18 protein-coding genes are annotated in these 19,466 nt (G+C 69.0%); 6 read left to right on the top strand and 12 right to left on the bottom strand.

Annotated features, from left to right (window positions below; translation table 11 throughout):
- Positions 1 to 105: 105 nt before the first annotated feature.
- Positions 106 to 315, bottom strand: coding sequence for a CPXCG motif-containing cysteine-rich protein (locus NFC98_RS02165; protein WP_183330702.1), 210 nt, complete (start codon positions 313 to 315; stop codon positions 106 to 108).
- A 203-nt stretch (positions 316 to 518) separates the two neighbouring features.
- Between NFC98_RS02165 and acnA the strand changes: the two genes are divergently transcribed.
- The gene (acnA, locus tag NFC98_RS02160) at positions 519 to 3,290 is read left to right on the top strand and encodes an aconitate hydratase AcnA (RefSeq protein ID WP_254276545.1); all 2,772 of its coding nucleotides are present in this window, start codon (positions 519 to 521) and stop codon (positions 3,288 to 3,290) included.
- Positions 3,291 to 3,382: 92 nt separating this feature from the next.
- Here acnA and NFC98_RS02155 read toward each other — a convergent pair whose 3' ends face one another.
- The 10 genes from NFC98_RS02155 to radC all read right to left on the bottom strand — a co-directional run bounded on the left by NFC98_RS02155 (position 3,383) and on the right by radC (position 13,223).
- Complete coding sequence (locus tag NFC98_RS02155) at positions 3,383 to 5,062, bottom strand: NAD-dependent malic enzyme (RefSeq protein ID WP_254276544.1); 1,680 nt, start codon at positions 5,060 to 5,062, stop codon at positions 3,383 to 3,385.
- A 132-nt stretch (positions 5,063 to 5,194) separates the two neighbouring features.
- Positions 5,195 to 6,403: a YeeE/YedE family protein gene (locus NFC98_RS02150; RefSeq protein ID WP_254276543.1), complete on the bottom strand. Its 1,209-nt coding sequence runs from the start codon at positions 6,401 to 6,403 to the stop codon at positions 5,195 to 5,197.
- Positions 6,404 to 6,596: 193 nt separating this feature from the next.
- Entirely contained in the window at positions 6,597 to 7,622 is a 1,026-nt protein-coding gene (trpS, locus tag NFC98_RS02145) for a tryptophan--tRNA ligase (RefSeq protein ID WP_254276542.1), read from the bottom strand.
- Positions 7,623 to 7,952: 330 nt separating this feature from the next.
- Positions 7,953 to 9,068, bottom strand: a complete 1,116-nt coding sequence (gene ald, locus NFC98_RS02140; protein ID WP_254276541.1) for an alanine dehydrogenase — start codon at positions 9,066 to 9,068, stop codon at positions 7,953 to 7,955.
- A 211-nt stretch (positions 9,069 to 9,279) separates the two neighbouring features.
- A complete protein-coding gene (locus NFC98_RS02135; RefSeq protein ID WP_254276540.1) occupies positions 9,280 to 9,597 on the bottom strand; it encodes a DUF2007 domain-containing protein in 318 nt (105 codons plus the stop codon).
- 2 nt (positions 9,598 to 9,599) lie between these two features.
- Positions 9,600 to 10,793, bottom strand: a complete 1,194-nt coding sequence (locus NFC98_RS02130; protein WP_254276539.1) for a class I SAM-dependent rRNA methyltransferase — start codon at positions 10,791 to 10,793, stop codon at positions 9,600 to 9,602.
- A 35-nt stretch (positions 10,794 to 10,828) separates the two neighbouring features.
- Positions 10,829 to 11,653, bottom strand: a complete 825-nt coding sequence (gene mutM, locus NFC98_RS02125; protein ID WP_254276538.1) for a bifunctional DNA-formamidopyrimidine glycosylase/DNA-(apurinic or apyrimidinic site) lyase — start codon at positions 11,651 to 11,653, stop codon at positions 10,829 to 10,831.
- 99 nt (positions 11,654 to 11,752) lie between these two features.
- Positions 11,753 to 11,908 (bottom strand): 50S ribosomal protein L33, encoded by a 156-nt coding sequence (gene rpmG / locus NFC98_RS02120; protein ID WP_016417370.1) that lies wholly within the window; start codon positions 11,906 to 11,908, stop codon positions 11,753 to 11,755.
- Positions 11,909 to 11,962: 54 nt separating this feature from the next.
- Positions 11,963 to 12,199 carry a 50S ribosomal protein L28 gene (rpmB, locus tag NFC98_RS02115; RefSeq protein ID WP_183333098.1) on the bottom strand — a complete coding sequence of 79 codons (237 nt, stop codon included), beginning with the start codon at positions 12,197 to 12,199 and terminating at the stop codon, positions 11,963 to 11,965.
- 349 nt (positions 12,200 to 12,548) lie between these two features.
- Positions 12,549 to 13,223: a DNA repair protein RadC gene (gene radC / locus NFC98_RS02110; protein ID WP_254276537.1), complete on the bottom strand. Its 675-nt coding sequence runs from the start codon at positions 13,221 to 13,223 to the stop codon at positions 12,549 to 12,551.
- Positions 13,224 to 13,336: 113 nt separating this feature from the next.
- Here radC and coaBC point away from each other — a divergent pair, with 113 nt between their 5' ends.
- The 5 genes from coaBC (at position 13,337) to slmA (ending at position 18,267) form a co-directional block, all read left to right on the top strand.
- Positions 13,337 to 14,635 carry a bifunctional phosphopantothenoylcysteine decarboxylase/phosphopantothenate--cysteine ligase CoaBC gene (coaBC, locus tag NFC98_RS02105; protein WP_254276536.1) on the top strand — a complete coding sequence of 433 codons (1,299 nt, stop codon included), beginning with the start codon at positions 13,337 to 13,339 and terminating at the stop codon, positions 14,633 to 14,635.
- 27 nt (positions 14,636 to 14,662) lie between these two features.
- A complete protein-coding gene (gene dut, locus NFC98_RS02100; protein WP_254276535.1) occupies positions 14,663 to 15,157 on the top strand; it encodes a dUTP diphosphatase in 495 nt (164 codons plus the stop codon).
- A 37-nt stretch (positions 15,158 to 15,194) separates the two neighbouring features.
- Complete coding sequence (locus NFC98_RS02095) at positions 15,195 to 16,589, top strand: phosphomannomutase/phosphoglucomutase (RefSeq protein ID WP_254276534.1); 1,395 nt, start codon at positions 15,195 to 15,197, stop codon at positions 16,587 to 16,589.
- Between the two features lie 80 nt (positions 16,590 to 16,669).
- Positions 16,670 to 17,578, top strand: a complete 909-nt coding sequence (gene argB, locus NFC98_RS02090) for an acetylglutamate kinase (protein ID WP_254276533.1) — start codon at positions 16,670 to 16,672, stop codon at positions 17,576 to 17,578.
- A gap of 77 nt (positions 17,579 to 17,655) precedes the next feature.
- Positions 17,656 to 18,267: a nucleoid occlusion factor SlmA gene (gene slmA / locus NFC98_RS02085; RefSeq protein WP_254276532.1), complete on the top strand. Its 612-nt coding sequence runs from the start codon at positions 17,656 to 17,658 to the stop codon at positions 18,265 to 18,267.
- Between the two features lie 217 nt (positions 18,268 to 18,484).
- Here the strand turns inward: slmA and rpoH are convergent, their stop codons facing one another.
- On the bottom strand, positions 18,485 to 19,351 hold the full coding sequence (gene rpoH / locus NFC98_RS02080; RefSeq protein ID WP_183333112.1) for an RNA polymerase sigma factor RpoH: 867 nt from the start codon (positions 19,349 to 19,351) through the stop codon (positions 18,485 to 18,487).
- Between the last annotated feature and the right edge of the window lie 115 nt (positions 19,352 to 19,466).

The following is a 19,466-nucleotide window of genomic DNA, read 5'->3' as shown; positions in this document are numbered from 1 at the left end:
GAAACCTCATGGCAGTCGGATGGGTAAGTGGCGCCATTGTAGCAGCCGCACGCGGCCCCCGCGGCCCGTCGGGCGTGACGCGTCGTCACGCGCCAGCGAGACCGTCTACAGCACCTCGTCGTCGCGCCCCAGGGTCACCGTCAGCGACTCCGGGTCGGCGGGGTCCGCATCGATGCGTACCTGGATCGGGGCACAGCAGACGTGGCAATCCTCCCAGGTGAGCTGGCTGCCCTGGGAGGGGTCCAGCAGCAGGTCGAAGGGGGCATCGCAGTAGGGGCAGCGCACCCGTCGCGGGCTCAACGACTCTTCATGCATGGGGACTCCATGGCCGTCGCCGGCCTGTCATGGGGGTGTGCCAGGGTATGGCAGGGAATAGCGTGCCGCTGCGGAAGAAGATGGCGCCCCGGGGCCGCCATTTCAAGCATGCCGGGGAGCAGCGCTTGAAAAGCCCGCCTATGATGACCATGTCCCATGGAGACAAGGAAGGTTCGTTCACTCTCCGCGACGAGGAGGACACGATGAGCACCGAGACTACCCCCGATACCCTGCAGACCCTGGAAGCCGGCGGTCGCACCTACCATTACTTCAGTCTGCCCAAGGCCGCCGAGGCGCTGGGCAGCATCGAGCGGCTGCCCAAGACGCTCAAGATCCTGCTCGAGAACCAGCTGCGCTTCGCCGATGACGACAGCGTCTCCCGGGAGGACATGCAGGCGCTGGTGGACTGGCAGCGGGAGGCGCGCTCCGACCGCGAGATCGGCTACCGCCCGGCCCGGGTGCTGATGCAGGACTTCACCGGGGTGCCCGGTGTCGTCGACCTGGCCTCCATGCGGGCGGCGGTGGAGCGCCTCGGCGAGGACCCCGCCCGCATCAACCCGCTCTCGCCGGTGGACCTGGTCATCGACCACTCGGTGATGGTCGACAAGTTCGGCAATGCCTCGGCCTTCAAGGACAACGTCGCCATCGAGATGGAGCGCAACCGAGAGCGCTACGAGTTCCTGCGCTGGGGCCAGAAGGCCTTTGACAACTTCCGCGTGGTGCCGCCGGGCACCGGCATCTGCCACCAGGTCAACCTGGAGTACCTGGGCAAGACGGTGTGGACGAAGGAGGAGGACGGCAGGACCGTCGCCTACCCCGACACCCTGGTGGGCACCGACTCCCACACCACCATGATCAACGGCCTGGGCGTGCTCGGCTGGGGCGTGGGCGGCATCGAGGCAGAGGCCGCCATGCTCGGCCAGCCGGTCTCGATGCTGATCCCCGAGGTGATCGGCTTCAAGCTCACCGGCAAGCTGCGCGAGGGCATCACCGCCACCGACCTGGTGCTGACGGTGACCGAGATGCTGCGCAAGAAGGGCGTGGTGGGCAAGTTCGTCGAGTTCTACGGCGACGGCCTCGAGGACCTGCCGCTGGCCGACCGGGCCACCATCGCCAACATGGCCCCGGAGTATGGCGCCACCTGCGGCTTCTTCCCGGTGGACGAGGAGACCCTCAACTACCTGCGCCTGACCGGCCGAGACGACGCCCAGGTCGCCCTCGTGGAGGCCTACAGCAAGGCCCAGGGCCTGTGGCGCGAGGCCGGCGCCGAGCCGGTGTTCAGCGATACCCTGCACCTCGACATGGGCGAGGTCGAGGCCAGCCTGGCGGGCCCCAAGCGGCCCCAAGACCGCGTCGCTCTGGGCGACATGCGGGCCGCCTTCGAGAAGGTCATGGAAGAGGACGGCAAGCCGCTCTCCTCCACCGAGCGCACCGTGGAGAAGGGCAAGCTGATGTCCGAGGGCGGCCAGACCGCGGTGGGCGTCGAACGCAGCTATGACCTTCCTGACTACGAGCACGCCGACAGCCAGGCCGTGGACCTGGACGGCAAGCAGTTCCAGCTCGACCCGGGGGCGGTCGTGATCGCCGCCATCACCTCCTGCACCAACACCTCCAACCCCAGCGTGATGATGGCGGCCGGCCTGGTGGCCCGCAAGGCCCTGGAGAGGGGGCTCTCGACCCAACCCTGGGTGAAGACCTCCCTGGCACCGGGCTCCAAGGTGGTGACCGACTACCTCAACGCCGGCGGCTTCAGCGAGGACCTCGACGCCCTCGGGTTCCAGCTGGTCGGCTACGGCTGCACCACCTGCATCGGCAACTCCGGCCCGCTGCCCGGCCCCATCGAGAAGGCGATCGAGGCTGCCGACCTCACCGTGGCCTCGGTGCTCTCCGGCAACCGCAACTTCGAGGGCCGCGTCCACCCGCTGGTCAAGACCAACTGGCTGGCCTCGCCGCCGCTGGTGGTGGCCTACGCCCTGGCCGGCAACGTGCGCTGCGATCTGACGAAGGACCCCATCGGCACCGGCAAGGACGGCGAGCCGGTCTACCTCAAGGACATCTGGCCCAGCCAGGCGGAGATCGCCGAGGCGGTGGCCAAGGTCGATACCCAGATGTTCTCGAAGGAGTACGCCGAGGTATTCGATGGCGACGACGTCTGGAAGGCCATCGACGTGCCGCAGAGCAAGGTCTACGAATGGTCCGAGGCCTCCACCTACATCCAGCACCCGCCCTTCTTCGAGGGCATGGGGCGGACGCCCGACGCCATCGAGGACGTGAAGGAGGCCCGGATCCTGGCGATGCTCGGCGACTCGGTGACCACCGACCATATCTCGCCGGCCGGCAGCATCAAGCCCGACAGCCCCGCCGGGCGCTACCTGCAGGAGCGCGGCGTCAAGCCGGTGGACTTCAACTCCTACGGGTCACGGCGCGGCAACCACGAGATCATGATGCGTGGCACCTTCGCCAACGTGCGTATCCGTAACGAGATGCTCGACGGCGTGGTGGGCGGCGAGACCCGCCACGTGCCCTCCGGCGAGCAGATGGCGATCTACGACGCCGCCATGCGCTACCAGGAAGAGGACACGCCGCTGGTGGTTGTCGCCGGCAAGGAGTACGGCACCGGCTCCAGCCGCGACTGGGCCGCCAAGGGCACCCGCCTGCTCGGCGTGCGCGCGGTGATCGCCGAGTCCTACGAGCGCATCCACCGCTCCAACCTGATCGGCATGGGCGTGGTGCCGCTGCAGTTCCCCGAGGGGGAGAGCCGCCAGACCCTGGGCCTGACCGGCGACGAGCAGATCTCCATCGAGGGGCTCGGCGAGCTCTCCCCGGGCGGCCAGGTGAGAGTCACCGTCAGGAGCGACAAGGGCAAGAAGCACATCGACGCCCTCTGCCGCATCGACACCGCCAACGAGCTGGAGTACTACCGCCACGGCGGCATCCTCCACTATGTGCTGCGCAAGATGATCGGGGCGGCCTAGGATCGCCGATATCGCCTTGAGCCGCTGCAACGTAAACCAGAAAGGCCCTGCCGGGTGTCCCGGCAGGGCCTTTATCGTGGCGGTGTCGCGACTCAGAACGAGCGGCGGCGGTAGGTACGGTACTCCGGCGTCCAGCAGTTGCGTTCGATGGCGGCGCGCAGCTTGATCCCGTCGGTCTTCAGCGCCATGCCCTCGCCCTGGGCCTGGGCCGCCACGTCGAAGGCGATGGCCTTGGAGAGCTCGCGGATCTTCGAGAGCGGCGGCAGCAGCGCCCCCTCGCCCTCCTTGACGATGGGTGCCTCACGGGCCAGCGCGCGGGAGGCCGCCATCAGCATGTCGTCGGTGACCCGCTTCGCGCCGGAGGCCACCACCCCCAGCCCGATGCCGGGGAAGATGTAGGAGTTGTTGCACTGGGCGATAGGGATGGTGCGCCCCGCGTGCTCCACCGGCGGGAAGGGGCTGCCGGTGGCCACCAGGGCCGCGCCATCGGTCCAGCGGATCACGTCCGCGGGCAGCGCCTCGGCCTGGGAGGTGGGGTTGGAGAGCGGCATGATCACCGGCATCTCGCAGCCGGCGTGCATGGTGCGCACCACCTCCTCGGTAAAGATGCCCGGCCGCCCGCAGACGCCGATCAGCACCGTAGGCTGGATGCGGCGAATGGTCTCCACCAGGTCCTGCCCCTGCCAGCCTTCGGTCAGGGCCGGGTCATGGGCCAGCCGGGACTGGAAGTCGCGCAGCCAGGCCTGGTCGCTGGTGACCAGCCCCTCGCGATCGACCATGTAGACTCGCGCCCGGGCCTCCTTCTCGGCCAGCCCCTCGGCCTGCATGGCGACCACCACCTGCTCGGCGATGCCGCAGCCGGCGGAGCCCGCGCCGACGAACACCACCCGCTGCTGGCCGATGCCCTCGTCGCGGGCCTGGCAGGCGGCCATCAGGGTGCCCACCACCACCGAGGCCGTCCCCTGGACGTCGTCGTTGAAGCAGCACAGCTCGTCGCGATAGCGGGTCAGCAGCGGCACCGCATTGGCCTGGGCGAAGTCCTCGAACTGCAGCAGCACGCTGGGCCAGCGACGCTTCACCGCCCGGATGAACTGCTCCAGGAAGGCGTCGTACTCCTCCTGGGAGATACGCTCATGGCGCCAGCCCATGTACATGGGGTCGTCGAGCAGCGTCGGGTTGTTGGTGCCCACGTCGAGCATGATCGGCAGGGTATAGGCCGGGCTGATGCCGCCGCAAGCGGTGTAGAGGGCCAGCTTGCCGATGGGGATGCCCATGCCGCCGATGCCCTGGTCGCCGAGGCCCAGGATGCGCTCGCCATCGGTCACCACGATCACCTTGACCTGGTCCTTGGTGGCGCTGCGCAGGATGTCATCCATGCGGTCGCGATCCGGGTAGGCGATGAACAGGCCGCGGTGATTGCGGTAGATGTTGGAGAACTCCTGGCACGCCTTGCCCACCGTGGGGGTGTAGATGATCGGAAGCATCTCCTCGAGGTGCTCCGAGACCAGGCGGAAGTAGAGGGTCTCGTTGTCGTCCTGGATGGCGCGCAGGTAGATATGCTTGTCCAGATCGTTCTGGCACTGGCGATACTGTCGGTAGGCCCGCTCCGCCTGCTCCTCGATGGTTTCCACGTTCTGGGGCAGCAGGCCGATCAGGTTGAACTCGATGCGCTCCTCGCGGGTGAAGGCGCTGCCCTTGTTGAGCAGCGGCATCTCCAGCAGCGGAGGGCCGGCATAGGGAATATAGAGGGGACGCTTGGTGTCGGTGGTCATCTCTGCTCTCGATGCGGTGACTGGAACGGGCCGTTGACGCTCTCCGGGCGCCTTGGGCTTCACTCTACCATGCCCGAAACGGCCGCGCCCCGGCCGGGGCCGGGGCGCGGATTCACGCTGGATCCACTGCGTTCAGCAGCCCTTGGCCGCGGGCAGGCGGCCCGCCTCGCCCTCGAAGAAGAAGGGCCTCAGCTTCACGCCGAGCATGTTGCCGGCGAAGGCGGCGATGAGCCAGACCCAGCCGTGCAGGCTGCCGGAGGCGATGCCGCCGAAGTAGGCGCCGATGTTGCAGCCGAAGGCCAGGCGAGCGCCGTAGCCGAGCATGATGCCGCCGATCACCGCCGCCAGCACCGAGCGCGCCGGGATCCGGAAGTTGGGGGCGAACTTGCCGGCCAGGGAGGCCGCCACCAGGGCGCCAACCATGATGCCGACGTTCATCACCGTGGTGATGTCGCTCCATACGCTGGCCTGCAGGGCGGAGGCGTTCCAGCTCGCCTGCCAGTAGCCCCACTGGCTGACGTCTCCCCCCAGCGCCTCGAAGCCCTTGGCCCCCCACAGGGCGAAGGCGGAGGTGATGCCCCAGGGACGGCCGGCCAGGGCCAGGGTGGCAAAGTTGAGCAGCGCCAGGGCCACGGCCCCGAACAGCAGCGGCCAGGGGCCGGTCAGCCAGCGGCGGTTGCCGGCATCGATCACCGGCACCTGCTCCAGCCGGCCGTGGCGGCGCTTCTCCATCACCACGGTGAAGGCGGCAATGGCGGCGAACAGTACCAGGCTCACGGCGATGCCGCCGCCGGCACCGAACTCCCTGACCAGCGACACCGGCTGGAAGGCGGGCAGGCTCTGCCACCAGCTGAAGTGGGCGGTACCGATCACCGAGCCGACGATGAAGAACAGCAGGGTGATCAGCATCCGGGCGTTGCCGCCGCCGGCGGTGAACAGGGTGCCGGAGGCGCAGCCGCCGCCCAGCTGCATGCCGACGCCGAACAGGAAGGCGCCGAACACCACCGAGACGCCGATGGGCGCCACGTAGCCGAAGACGGACTGGCCGAACAGGCTGCCGGACGAGAGCGCCGGGAAGAACAGCAGCACCGCGATGGCCAGCATCACCATCTGGGCGCGCAGGCCGCGGCCGCGACGCTCGGTGATGAAGACCCGCCAGGCAGCGGTGAAGCCGAAGGCGGCATGGTAGAGGACCATGCCCAGCAGGCCGCCGACCAGCATCAGCGCACCGAGGCGGGCGCCGAAGGCGCTGCCGACCACCAGCGCGGCGGCGACCAGGCCGGTACCGGCCAGCACCGGCAGGGAGAGTCGGGATCGTTGCGTCAGGGCGAGTTCACTCATGGCGTGCTCTCTCGAAGTCGTCAGGGGCGGGGAGCCCGGATGACCCGCCATGGTAACGACCCCGGAAAAGCACGTAAAAGCATTTAAAAGAAAGAATCAATAGCTGAAGGGAATAAGCAACCCTGCCCCTCGTCGCCAACGACGACGGGCGCCCGAAGGCGCCCGCCACCACGACCCGGCACGGGGCCGCGCCTCAGACGAAGCGGCCCAGGCCGGCCGCCTGCCTCAGGCGGTCCATGAAGGGCGCGGCCTCGGCGCGGGCTCGCTCCGCCCCCTTCTGCAGCACCGCCTCGATATGGCCGGGATCCTCCATCAGCGCCTGGTAGCGCTCGCGGGGCTCGCGGAGCTGCTCGTTGAGGGTCTCGAAGAGGCGGTTCTTGGCCTCGCCCCAGCCGATGCCATTGCGGTACTCCTCGCGCATCGCAGCGGTCGCGTCCGGGCCGGAGAAGGCCGAGAAGATCTGGAACAAGGTGCAGGTATCCGGGTCCTTGGGCTCGCCGGGCTCCAGCGAGTTGGTCTTGATCTTGCGCACCAGCTTGAGCAGCTTCTTCTCGGAGACGAACAGCGGGATGGTGTTGTTGTAGCTCTTGGACATCTTGCGCCCGTCCAGGCCATTGAGCACCGCCACGTTGTCGTCGACCACCGCCTCGGGCTGGGTGAAGTAGTTGCCCTTGTAGAGGTGGTTGAAGCGCCCCGCGATGTCCCGGGCCATCTCGATGTGCTGGATCTGGTCGCGCCCCACCGGCACCTTGTGGGCGTTGAACATCAGGATATCGGCCGCCATCAGCACCGGATACCCGAACAGCCCCATGGTGATGCCCTTGTCCGGGTCCTGGTTGCCGGCGGCTTCATTCTCGGCCACGGCTGCCTTGTAGGCGTGGGCACGGTTCATCAGCCCTTTGGCGCAGACGCAGGAGAGCATCCAGGTGAGCTCGGGGATCTCCGGCACGTCGGACTGGCGATAGAAGATGGCGTTGTCGGTATCCAGGCCCAGCGCCAGCCAGGTGGCAGCGATCTCCAGTCGCGACTCCTGGACCCGCCGCGGGTCCTGGCACTTGATCAGCGCATGCAGGTCGGCGAGGAAGTAGTAGGACTGGACGCTGGGGTCCTGGCTCGCGGCGATGGCGGGCTTGATGGCCCCCACGTAGTTGCCCAGGTGGGGGGTGCCGGTGGTGGTGATGCCGGTGAGGACTCGGGTCTGCTTGGATGCTGCGGTCATGGAGACGGACTCTGCTCGCGTAAATGCCCGCTATGGTAACGCGGGACCCCGGTCAAGGCGACCGGGGCCCGCTCCAGAGCGATCACAGCCAATTCGGCTGCAGTAGCGAAAGGCGCCGGGGACAGGCCGAAGAGGGGGTCCTATGCCAGGGGTGAGGAGCACTGCTCCGAACGGGCTGGCCACGGATGGCCAGCACCGGCCCTGCAAGCGGAGCGGGACGCGAGAGCGAAACAGGGCATCGGTAGCGCCCAGGGAAGGGTTCACAGCGCCCCCTCGATGGCCTGTCGCCGGGAAAGCCTTGAGCGCGTCGACAGTCCTGGACTCGCTCCCTTACCCCAGCAGATCGGCCAGGTCGACGGCGTCGAGACCGAAGGCCTCGGCCACGGCGCGGTAGGTCACCCGGCCGTCGTGGACGTTGAGGCCCGCGGCGAAGTGGGGATCGTCGGCCAGCGCCTGCTGCCAGCCCTTGTCGGCCAGGGCGAGCACGAACGGCAGGGTGGCGTTGGTCAGCGCCTGGGTGGAGGTGCGCGCCACCGCCCCCGGCATGTTGGCCACGCAGTAGTGCACCACGCCATCGACGAGATAGGTGGGGTCGGCATGGGTGGTGGGGCGACTGGTCTCGAAGCAGCCGCCCTGGTCGATGGCCACGTCCACCAGCACGCTGCCGGGCTTCATCTCGGCGAGCATGGCGCGGGTGATCAGCTTGGGCGCGGCGGCTCCCGGGATCAGCACGGCGCCGACGATCAGGTCGCTCTCGCGGACCGCCTCGTCGATGGCGTCGGCGGTGGAGAACACCGTCTTCATGCGCCCCTGGTAGCGGTCGTCGAGGGTCTCGAGGCGCGGGATGGAGGTGTCTAGCACCGTCACCTCGGCGCCCAGGCCCAACGCCATGCGGGCGGCGTTCTCGCCCACCACGCCACCGCCGATCACCGCCACCCGGGCCGGCGCCACGCCGGGCACCCCGGGGAGCAGCACCCCGGCGCCGCCCTGGGCCTTCTCCAGCCCATGGGCACCGGCCTGGATGGCCATGCGGCCGGCCACGGTGCTCATCGGCGCCAGCAGCGGCAGGCCGCCCTGGCGGTCGGTGACGGTCTCGTAGGCGATGCAGGTGGCGCCGCTCGCCATCAGCCCGCGGGTCAGCGTCTCCTCGGCGGCCAGGTGCAGGTAGGTGAAGAGCGTCTGGCCCCGGCTCAGCCGTGCCACCTCCTCCGCCTGGGGCTCCTTGACCTTGAGGATCAGCTCGGCGTCCTGCCAGACCCTCGCGACCTCGGCCTCGAGGCGGGCTCCCGCCGCCTCGAAGGCGGCATCGGGGAAGCCGGCACCCTCGCCGGCGCCGGCCTGGACGGTGACCGAATGGCCCCGCGCCACCAGTTCCCGGGCCCCGGTGGGGGTCAGGGCGACACGGTATTCGTGGGTCTTGATCTCCCGGGGCACGGCAATCCGCATAGCAGTCTCCTGAACGCGATGGGGGGTGTCACCCCATTACAGCACAGGCAGTCCATCCACGCAGAGTCCACGCGAAAGAACGGAAACACTCCAGGAAAGGCGCGCCGTCACCAGGAAATTCTTCTGCCGAGAGGCAACGGGGGCAGAAAACCCGCTTTGGACGATCCTTCACGACGGCGCCGCGGCACGGTCGGCAGCATCCGCCATCGACTCAGGGTCGGTGCGTGCCGCAGTTCCAGCAGGATTCGAAGGCCCCCTCCAGGGCCTCGCCACAGCCGGGGCAGGTCCAGCCGGGGGCCGCGCTGATCCCGTCCAGGGCGTCGCGGATCAGCGCCTCGGCACGCTGCCGATTGTGGGGCCTGACCCACACCTCCGGCTCGCACTCGCCCAGCGGCAGCTCGCCGGCCCCGCCGCCCAGGGTCATGTTGTGCAGTCGCGCCGGGATGCCCGCCGCCTCCAGCAGGTTGTGGACGTGGCTGACCAGCAGCGCATTGGAATGGGCGAAGACGCGCACCGAGTCGTCGGCCATGCTCAGTCCCGGAACACCCTCACGCCCAGGGCCTTGAGGTAGCTGGTCTCGGGAATCGCCGGGTGCACCGGATGATCCGGCCCCTGATGACCCTGGAAGAGGATCTGCCCCTGGCGATCCTGATGGCGAACCGCGCCGCGCACCACGTCCACCAGGCGCTCGGGCGCCAGGTGCATGGAGCAGGAGGCCGACAGCAGCAGGCCGTCGCGGCCGAGCAGGCGCATCGCCTCGCGGTTGAGCTTGCCGTAGGCGCGCTCGCCGTTGGGGATGTCCTTGCGCTTCTTGATGAAGGCCGGGGGGTCGAGGATCACCACGTCGAACTGCTCGCCATCGGCCCGCAGGGCGGCCAGGGCCTCGAAGGCATCGCCCTCGCCCACCGCCACCTGCTCGTGCAGGCCGTTCAGGGCGGCATTCTCGGCGACCCGCTCCAGGGCCGACGCCGAGGCGTCCACGCAGAGCACCTCGCTGGCCCCGCTGGCGGCCGCCTGCACGCCCCAGCCGCCCACGTAGCTGAACAGGTCCAGCACGCGCTTGCCGGCCACCAGGCCGTTGAGCCAGGCGCGGTTGACCCGGTGGTCGTAGAACCAGCCGGTCTTCTGGCCGTCGAGGACCGGGACGGTGAAGCGCACGCCGTTCTCCTCGATCAGTACCGGGTCCGGCAGCTCCCCCTTGACCACCTCGACGGAGAGCTCGAGGCCCTCCTGGCGGCGGCCGCTGGTGTCGTTGCGCAGCACCACCGCCCGGGGCGAAAGCACCTTGTCCAGGGCATCGAGCAGCTCGGCCACGACCGCCTGCATGCCGGCGGTGTTGAGCTGGACCACCAGCACGTCGCCGAAACGGTCGATCACCAGCCCCGGCAGCAGGTCACCCTCGCCGTGCACCAGGCGGTAGAACGGCTTGTCGAAGAGCCGCTGGCGCAGTGACAGCGCCTGGTTGAGCCGATGCACCAGCAGCGAGCGGTCGAGCCCCTGGGCCGGGTCCCGGGAGACCATCCGGGCACAGATCAGCGAGTTGGGGTTGACGTAGGCGACCCCCATGGCCTTGCCGTTGGCGGCTTCCACCACCACCTGCTCGCCGGGCGCCATGCCCTTGAGCGGCGTGGCCGCGGTGTCCACCTCGTTGGAGTAGAGCCACAGGTGGCCCGCCTTGAGGCGGCGGTCGGCGTGCTTCTTCAGGCGCAGGGATTGCAGGGTCATGGGCTTGCCTCGAGGAAAGGGGAGAGTGGTCCGGGTCAGGTCTGGCAGCGGGAGCAGAAGACGCTCGCCCGTTGGCCCAGGGTCACCAGGCGAAGTTCGCTGCCGCAGCGGCGACAGGGCTGGCCATCGCGGCCGTAGACGTTGAGCCGCTGCTTGAAGTAGCCGGGCTCGCCGGTGCCGCCGACGAAGTCACGCAGGGTGGTACCGCCCTGGGTGATGGCCGCCGCCAGGACCTCCTTCACGGCGCCGGCCAGGCGCTCGTAGCGCTCGCGGGAGATGCGGCCCGCGGCGCGACGGGGGTCGATGCCGGCCAGGAAGAGCGCCTCGGCAGCGTAGATGTTGCCCACCCCGACCACCACGGCGTTGTCCATCAGGAAGGGCTTCACCGCTAGGCGACGCCCGCGGGAGAGGGCGAACAGCCGCTCCCCGTCGAAGGCCGCGGAGAGCGGCTCGGGACCCAGCCGCGAGAGGCGCGGATCCTGCTCCGGAGTTCCGGCGAGCCAGTCGACGAAGCCGAAGCGACGCGGATCGTGGTAGCGAAGGATCGCCCCGTCGTCGAGCACCAGGTCGATGTGGTCATGCTTCCTGGGCAGTTCGCCGATCCGCACGATGCGCAGGCTGCCGGACATGCCCAGGTGCCAGAGCAGGGTGCCCCGCGCCGCGCCCTCGAGCGGCACCAGCAGGTACTTGGCGCGCCGGGCGAGCTCGCCCACCCGGGCGCCCACCAGCCGATCGACCAGGTCCGTCGGTACCGGCACGCGCAGCCGAGGCTGGCGGACGATCACCTCGCTGACCTCGCGCCCCTCGACATGGGGGGCGATGCCGCGGCGGGTGGTCTCGACTTCGGGCAGTTCAGGCATGGGCGGCGCTCGCGGCGGGGGCCTCGGAAACGCCTGAACCCGACCACGGGGCCGGGTTCAGGAGGACAGGCAAGAACACCTGCGGAAGACGACCAAGGCTTACTTGATCTTGGCTTCCTTGTACATCACGTGCTTGCGGACCACCGGGTCGTACTTCTTGAACTCGAGCTTGTCCGGAGTGTTCCGCTTGTTCTTGTCGGTGGTGTAGAAGTGGCCGGTACCGGCACTGGACACCAGCTTGATCTTGTCACGCATGACTGTTGCTCCCGGGGTAGTCGATTAAGGGTTAATCGCTGGAAGGCGGATCGCTTAGACGGCGTCGCCGCGCTTGCGAATGTCGCCGAGCACCGCCTCGATGCCCTTCTTGTCGATGATGCGCATGCCCTTGGAGGAGACGCGCAGCTTGACGAAGCGGCCCTCGGACTCCACCCAGAAGCGATGGGTGTGCAGGTTCGGCAGGAACCGACGGCGGGTCTTGCGCTGGGAGTGTGATACGTTGTTACCAGTCACCGGGCGCTTGCCGGTAACCTGACATACTTTTGACATTGGAGCCTCCAACCGCTGGGCCAGGTGTTCATGTGCTGGCATGAACCCTGAGTGTTCAAAACCTGTCGGGCAAACCGGGAGATCCCGTGAAATTTGACCCAAGGGAATTCAAAGGCTGCACTTTATACCAGAGAGCGCCTCGCCGGGCAAGCATATCGCGGCCATCCGACGGGGGCGTGGCATCACGCCGCGTCGTCGGTGGCGGCACGAAGGAGAGTCGACGGCAGAATCGGGTACCTGCGATCTCGACACTGACCGAGCGCAGCCGGGCGCGCACTTTATCAAAGCGCTCGAAGAAGCGCTAGTTCAAAGCGCCCGAAGAAGCGCTAGCGAAGCTCTCGATAAAGCGCTACAACCAGCCGCGTTCGGCGAAGGAGACCACCTCGCCATCCCCGACCACGAAGTGGTCCAGCACGCGGATCTCGAAGAGCCCGAGCGCCTCGCGCAGCCGGTCGGTGATGCGCCGGTCGGCGTCACTGGGCTCGGCCACGCCGGAGGGGTGGTTATGGGCGAAGATGATCGCCCCCGCGCCCAGCTCCAGGGCCCGGCGCGCCACCTCCCGGGGATAGACCGAGGCGCTGTCCAGGGTGCCGCGGAACAGCGACTCGTAGCGGATCACCCGGTGCTGGCTGTCGAGGAACAGGGCGGCGAACTCCTCGTGCCCCAGGTGGCGCAGCTGCGCGGAGAGGTAGGTCCGCACCAGGGTCGGCGAGGTGAGCGCCTCGCCACGCGCCAGCTGGCTGGCCAGGTGGCGTCGCGACAGCTCCAGGGTGGCCTGCAGCTGGGCGTACTTGGCGGTCCCCATCCCGTGCGCCGCGCAGAAGCGCTGGCGGTCGGCCTCGAGCAGCTGGCGCAGGCCGCCGAAGGTGGCCAGCAGGTCCCGCGCCAGGTCCACCGCCGAGCGCCCCTCCACCCCCACCCGCAGGAAGATGGCCAGCAGCTCGGCATCCGAGAGGACCTCGGGCCCCAGCGCCAGCAGCTTCTCCCGGGGGCGCTCGCCCTCCGGCCAGTCCCTGATCGACATCCTCGCCTCCCTGCCCTGCCGTTCTGAGCTCAGTGTAGCCGCTCCCTCGTCTACGCAAGGTGTGGCGCCAGTGGTAAGGTAGACGGCTGACAACAGCGCCCTGGAACATGCCCATGTCATCGCCTTCCGGAACCGGCATCGCCGGTCGCAGAGTCCTGCTCGGCATCAGCGCCGGCATCGCCGCCTACAAGAGCGCCCAGCTCGCCCGCCTGCTCCGGCAGGCCGGCGCCGAGGTGCGCGTGGTGATGACCGAGGGTGCCCAGGCCTTCATCACCCCGCTGACCCTGCAGGCCCTGACCGGCGAGCCGGTGCGCACCTCGCTGCTCGACCCGGAGGCCGAGGCCGGCATGGGACACATCGAGCTGGCCCGCTGGGCCGACACCATCCTGGTCGCTCCCGCCACCGCCGACCTGATGGCGAGGCTGGCCACCGGCATGGCCGACGACCTGCTCACCACCCTGTGCCTGGCCAGCGAGGCCGAGAGGGTGATGGCCCCGGCCATGAACCAGGCCATGTGGCGCCACCCGGCGACGGGTCGCAACGCGGCCCGGCTCGCCGATGACGGCTGGCGGCTGCTGGGCCCCGCCAGCGGCGACCAGGCCTGTGGCGACGTGGGCCCGGGCCGCATGCTGGAGCCCGAGGCGATCCTCGCGGCGCTGCTGGACGAGGGCCAGGTGTCGAACGCCGGCGACGCCCCGGCCGCGGGACTGATCGTGACCATCACCGCCGGCCCCACCCGGGAGCCGCTGGACCCGGTGCGCTACCTCTCCAACCACAGCTCCGGCAAGATGGGCTATGCCCTGGCCGAGGCGGCGGCGGCGCTGGGGGCGACGGTACGGCTGATCAGCGGGCCGGTCAGCCTGCCCTGCCCGGCGGGGGTGGAGCGTCTCGAGGTGGAGACGGCCCTAGAGATGCACGAGACCGCCCGGCGACTGGCCGCCGACAGCGACCTGTTCATCGGCTGTGCCGCGGTGGCCGACTACCGCGCCGAGCAGGCCGCCGAGCACAAGATCAAGAAGGTCGAGGGCGAGGAGGGGCTGACCCTGCGACTGGTCAAGAACCCCGACATCATCGCCACCGTCGCCGCCGAGCGTGACGCCGGGACGGGCCGCCCCTTCGTGGTGGGCTTTGCCGCCGAGACCCGCGACCTCGAGGCCTATGCCCGGGACAAGCTGACCCGCAAGAGGCTGGACATGATCGTCGCCAACGACGTCTCGCGCCCCGGGCTGGGCTTCGGCGCCGACGACAACGCCGCGCTGGTGCTGTGGCGGCGCGGGGCCCGGCAGGACGATGCGTCGCCGGAAAGCGACGGTTTCGACCAGGAAGCCCTCGCTCCCCAGCCCAAGTCACGGCTCGCCATGGCGGTGATCCGTCGCGCCCTCGCCTGCCTGCCAGCTCGCCCACACCCCTGAACCCGACTCACGACCCTGGAACCCCCGATGTCCGACACCGCACGACACGCCGCCGCCAGGCCCCGCCTGGCCGTCAAGCTCCTCGACGAGCGCCTGCGCGACTACCTGCCCCGCTACGCCACCGATGGCTCCGCCGGCATGGACCTGCGCGCCCTGCTCGAGGCCCCCCTGACGCTGGCGCCCGGCGAGTGCGAGCTGGTGCGCACCGGGCTTGCCATCCATATCGCCGACCCGGGCCTGGCCGGCATGATCCTGCCCCGCTCCGGCCTCGGCCACAAGCACGGCATCGTGCTCGGCAACCTGGTCGGCCTGATCGACTCCGACTACCAGGGCGAGCTGATGATCTCGGTGTGGAACCGCGGCCAGGCCAGCTTCACCCTCCAGCCCTTCGAGCGACTGGCACAATATGTGCTTGTTCCCGTGGTGCAGGCCGAGCTCGAACTGGTCGATGACTTCGACGCCAGCCGCCGCGGCAGCGACCAGCGCGGCACCGGCGGTTTCGGCAGCTCGGGCCGCCACTGACCTCCGCCCCGACGCGACCCACAGGACAAGGACACCCATGACAGACGAGACCCAGACCGTTCCCGCCTCCATCTTTCGCGCCTACGACATCCGCGGCATCGTCGACGACACCCTCACCGAGGCGAACGTCGAGCGGATCGGCCTCGCCATCGGCAGCGAGGCTGCGGCCCGCGGCGAGTCCACCGTGGTGGTCGCCCGCGACGGTCGCCTCTCCGGCCCCCGCCTCCAGGCGGCCCTGACCCGCGGCCTGAACGCGGCCGGCCGCGACGTCATCGACATCGGCATGGTGCCGACACCGGTACTCTACTTCGCCACCCACGTGCTGGACGGCACCGCCTCCGGCGTGATGGTCACCGGCAGCCACAATCCGCCGGACTACAACGGCTTCAAGATCGTGCTGGGCGGCGAGACCCTCTCCGGCGACGCCATCACCGCCCTGCACACCCGCCTCGCCACGGGGGACCTGACCGAGGGCCAGGGCAGCGTGCGTCAGGTGGACGTGCGTGACACCTACCTGGCCCGGATACTGGCCGACGTGCGCCTGGCCCGCCCGCTCAAGGCGGTGGTGGACTGCGGCAACGGCGTGGCCGGCGAGCTCGGCCCGCAGCTGATCGAGAAGCTCGGCGCCGAGACGGTCCCGCTGTTCGCCGAGATCGACGGCACCTTCCCCAACCACCACCCGGACCCGGGCAAGCCCGAGAACCTCCAGGACCTGATCCGCACCGTGCAGGAGACCGGCGCCGACATCGGCCTGGCCTTCGACGGTGACGGCGACCGCCTGGGGGTGATCACCCCCGCGGGCAAGCTGATCTACCCCGACCACCTGCTGATGGCCTTCGCCGAGGACATGCTGTCCCGCAACCCGGGCGCCAGGGTGATCTTCGACGTCAAGTGCACCGGCAACCTGACCCGGGTGATCGAGGAGGCCGGCGGCGAGCCCGAGATGTGGCGTACCGGCCACTCGCTGATCAAGGCCCGCATGAAGGAGACCGGCGCACAGCTCGCCGGCGAGATGAGCGGCCACATCTTCTTCAAGGAGCGCTGGTACGGCTTCGACGACGGCCTCTACGCCGCCGCCCGCCTGCTGGAGATCCTCTCCCGCCAGGAGGAGGACGCCGATGCCTTCTTCGCTCGCTTCCCCCAGGATATCGGCACCCCCGAGATCAACGTCACCGTCACCGACGAGAGCAAGTTCGAGCTGGTCGAGCGGCTCGCCCGGGAGGGAGACTTCGGCAGCGACGGCATCAAGACCACGCTCGATGGCATCCGCGTCGACTACCCGGACGGCTGGGGCCTGTGCCGCGCCTCCAACACCACCCCGGTGCTGGTGCTGCGCTTCGAGGGCAAGACCGACGCGGCCCTGGCACGCATCCGGGCACAGTTCGCCGCCGCCCTGGAAGCGGTGGCCCCCGAGCTTGAGGTGACGCTCTGAGCGAGGCGCGCCTGACACCACGGGCTGCCGCGTGACGCGGCAGCCGCAACGACGCATCCAGAAGGACGAGAGACCCCGAGATGACCGAACAGACCCGTGACCCGCGCCTGGTGGTGGAGGTGCTCTCCGAGGCGCTGCCCTACATCCAGCGCTTCTCCGGCAAGACCGTGGTGGTGAAGTACGGCGGCAACGCCATGACCGAGGACACCCTGATCGACTCCTTCGCCCGCAACATGGTGCTGATGAAGGAGGTGGGCATCAACCCGGTGGTGGTCCACGGCGGCGGTCCGCAGATCGGCGACCTGCTGAAGAAGCTCAACATCGAGTCGCGCTTCGTCAACGGCATGCGGGTGACCGATGCCGAGACCATGGATGTGGTGGAGATGGTGCTCGGGGGGCTGGTCAACAAGGGCATCGTCAACCTGATCAACCAGTGCGGCGGCAAGGCGATCGGCCTCACCGGCAAGGACGGCAGCCAGATCCGCGCCCGCCAGCTCAAGGTGGAGCACCAGACCCCGGAAATGACCGCCCCGGAGATCATCGACATCGGCCACGTGGGCGAGGTGGAACACATCTCCACCGACCTGATCGAGATGCTTGCCGAGCGCGACTTCATCCCGGTCATCGCCCCCATCGGCGTGGACGCCGAGGGCCACAGCTACAACATCAACGCCGACCTGGTGGCCGGCAAGGTGGCCGAGGCACTGGGCGCCGAGAAGCTGATGCTGCTGACCAACGTGGCCGGCCTGATGAACGCCGAGGGCGAGGTGCTCACCGGGCTGACCACCGCCCAGGTGGATGCCCTGATCGCCGACGGCACCATCCACGGCGGCATGCTGCCGAAGATCCGCTGCGCCCTGGAGGCGGTGAAGGGCGGCGTGAAGAGCGCCCATATCATCGACGGCCGGGTGCCTCATGCCACCCTGCTGGAGATCTTCACCAACGCCGGCGTCGGCACCCTGATCACCGACGCCAGCCAGGACGCCTGATCCTTCCCGCCGCGACCTTTGCGTCACGGCGGGGGCACGACTAGCATGGGTCGACCATTAGAAAAGAAAAGACCGATATGACGCAGGCAACCCAACCCCCCACGCGCCGCGAGCAGATCCTGCAGGCGCTGGCGCTGATGCTCGAGGAGGACAGCGGCAAGCGCATCACCGTGGCCGCCCTGGCGCGCCAGGTCGGTGTCTCCGAGGCCGCCCTCTACCGCCACTTCCCCAGCAAGGCGCGCATGTTCGAGGGGCTCATCGAGTTCATCGAGGAGACGCTGTTCGAGCGCATCACCCGCATCCTCGAGGAAGAGCCCGAGGCGCTGCCCCGCTGCGGGGCGCTGCTCACCCTGCTGCTAGCCTTCGCCGAGAAGAATCCCGGCCTCTCGCGGCTGCTGGGCGGTGACGCCCTCACCGGCGAGACCGCTCGCCTCAGGGTGCGCATCCACCAGCTCTTCGAGCGGCTCGAGACCCAGCTCAAGCAGATCCTGCGCGAGGCGGAGCTGCGCGAGGGCCGGCGGCCCAGCCTGCCGGTCTCGGCGGCCGCCAACCTGATGCTGGCCCAGGCCGAGGGGCGGATCTCCCAGTACGTGAGAAGCGACTTCCACCGCCGCCCCACCGAACACTGGGAGGATCAGTGGGCACTGCTCTCGGCGCAGCTGCTGCAGGGAAGCCCGCAGCCGGCGTAGCCAGCGCCGAGCGCCGAGCGCCGAGCGCCGAGCGCCGAGCGCCGAGCGCCGAGCGCCGAGCGCCGAGCAGGATGATGCCACCGCTGGTGCTGGTGCCAACGAAAAACCCGCCGAAGTTTACCTCCGGCGGGTTTTTCGTTTACTTCCTCGCCACCTGCCGCCCGTTACTGACCTGCTGGGCGCCCGGCGCTGGTAGCTCGGCGCTGCCCGAAGGGCATCAAGCCACCAGGGCGTCGCCGATCTGCTCGCGGATCTTCTTCATGGCGTTCTTCTCGAGCTGGCGGATACGCTCGGCGGAGACGCCGTAGACATCGGCCAGCTCGTGCAGGGTCGACTTCTGGTCGGCCAGCCAGCGGCGCTGCAGGATGTCGCGGGAGCGGTCGTCCAGGGCCTCCAGGGCCAGCTGCAGGCGACGGGTGGCGTCGTCCTCCCAGTCGCTGTCCTCGAGCTGGGTGGCCGGGTCGGCCGCGGCATCGTCCAGGAAGTGCACCGGGGCCTGCCAGGTGGATTCCTCATCCTCGCCGGGGGCGGCATCGAAGCCGGCGTCGTGGGCCGAGAGGCGCCCTTCCATCTCGCGCACCACTTCGGGCTTGACGTCGAGGTCCCGGGCGATGGCGTCGACCTCGTCGTTGTTCAGCCAGGCCAGCCGCTTCTTCGCGCCGCGCAGGTTGAAGAACAGCTTGCGCTGGGCCTTGGTGGTGGCGATCTTCACGATGCGCCAGTTGCGCAGCACGAACTCGTGGATCTCGGCCTTGATCCAGTGGACGGCAAAGGAGACCAGGCGCACGCCCTGGTTGGGGTCGAAGCGCTTGACCGCCTTCATCAGGCCGACATTGCCTTCCTGGATGAGGTCGGCCTGGGGCAGCCCGTAGCCGGAATAGCTGCGAGCGATGTGCACGACGAAGCGCAGGTGCGACAGGACCAGGCGGCGCGCCGCCTCGAGGTCGCCTTCATCGTGCAGGCGGAAGGCCAGTTCACGCTCCTCGTCGGCGGTCAGCATGGGAATGCCGTTCACCGCCTGGAGGTACCCGTTGAGGTCGTGCCCCGGGGAGAGATGGCCCACCGGCAGAAGACTGGTGCTCATGTGCAGATTGTCTCCTTGAAAGCCCATTGGTGCGGTTGGCGAACGCTGCATTGGATGACGTTGACCGGAAAATGTTCCGTGAACATGCAGGTTGGCACTCGAAACATCGGTCGGC

This window comes from Halomonas sp. 3H (assembly GCF_024206005.1).
GTDB classification, from domain to species: Bacteria; Pseudomonadota; Gammaproteobacteria; order Pseudomonadales; family Halomonadaceae; genus Halomonas; species Halomonas campaniensis.
The sequence above is the reverse complement of the archived record's forward strand: the minus strand, read 5'-3'. Positions and strand labels throughout refer to the sequence as shown.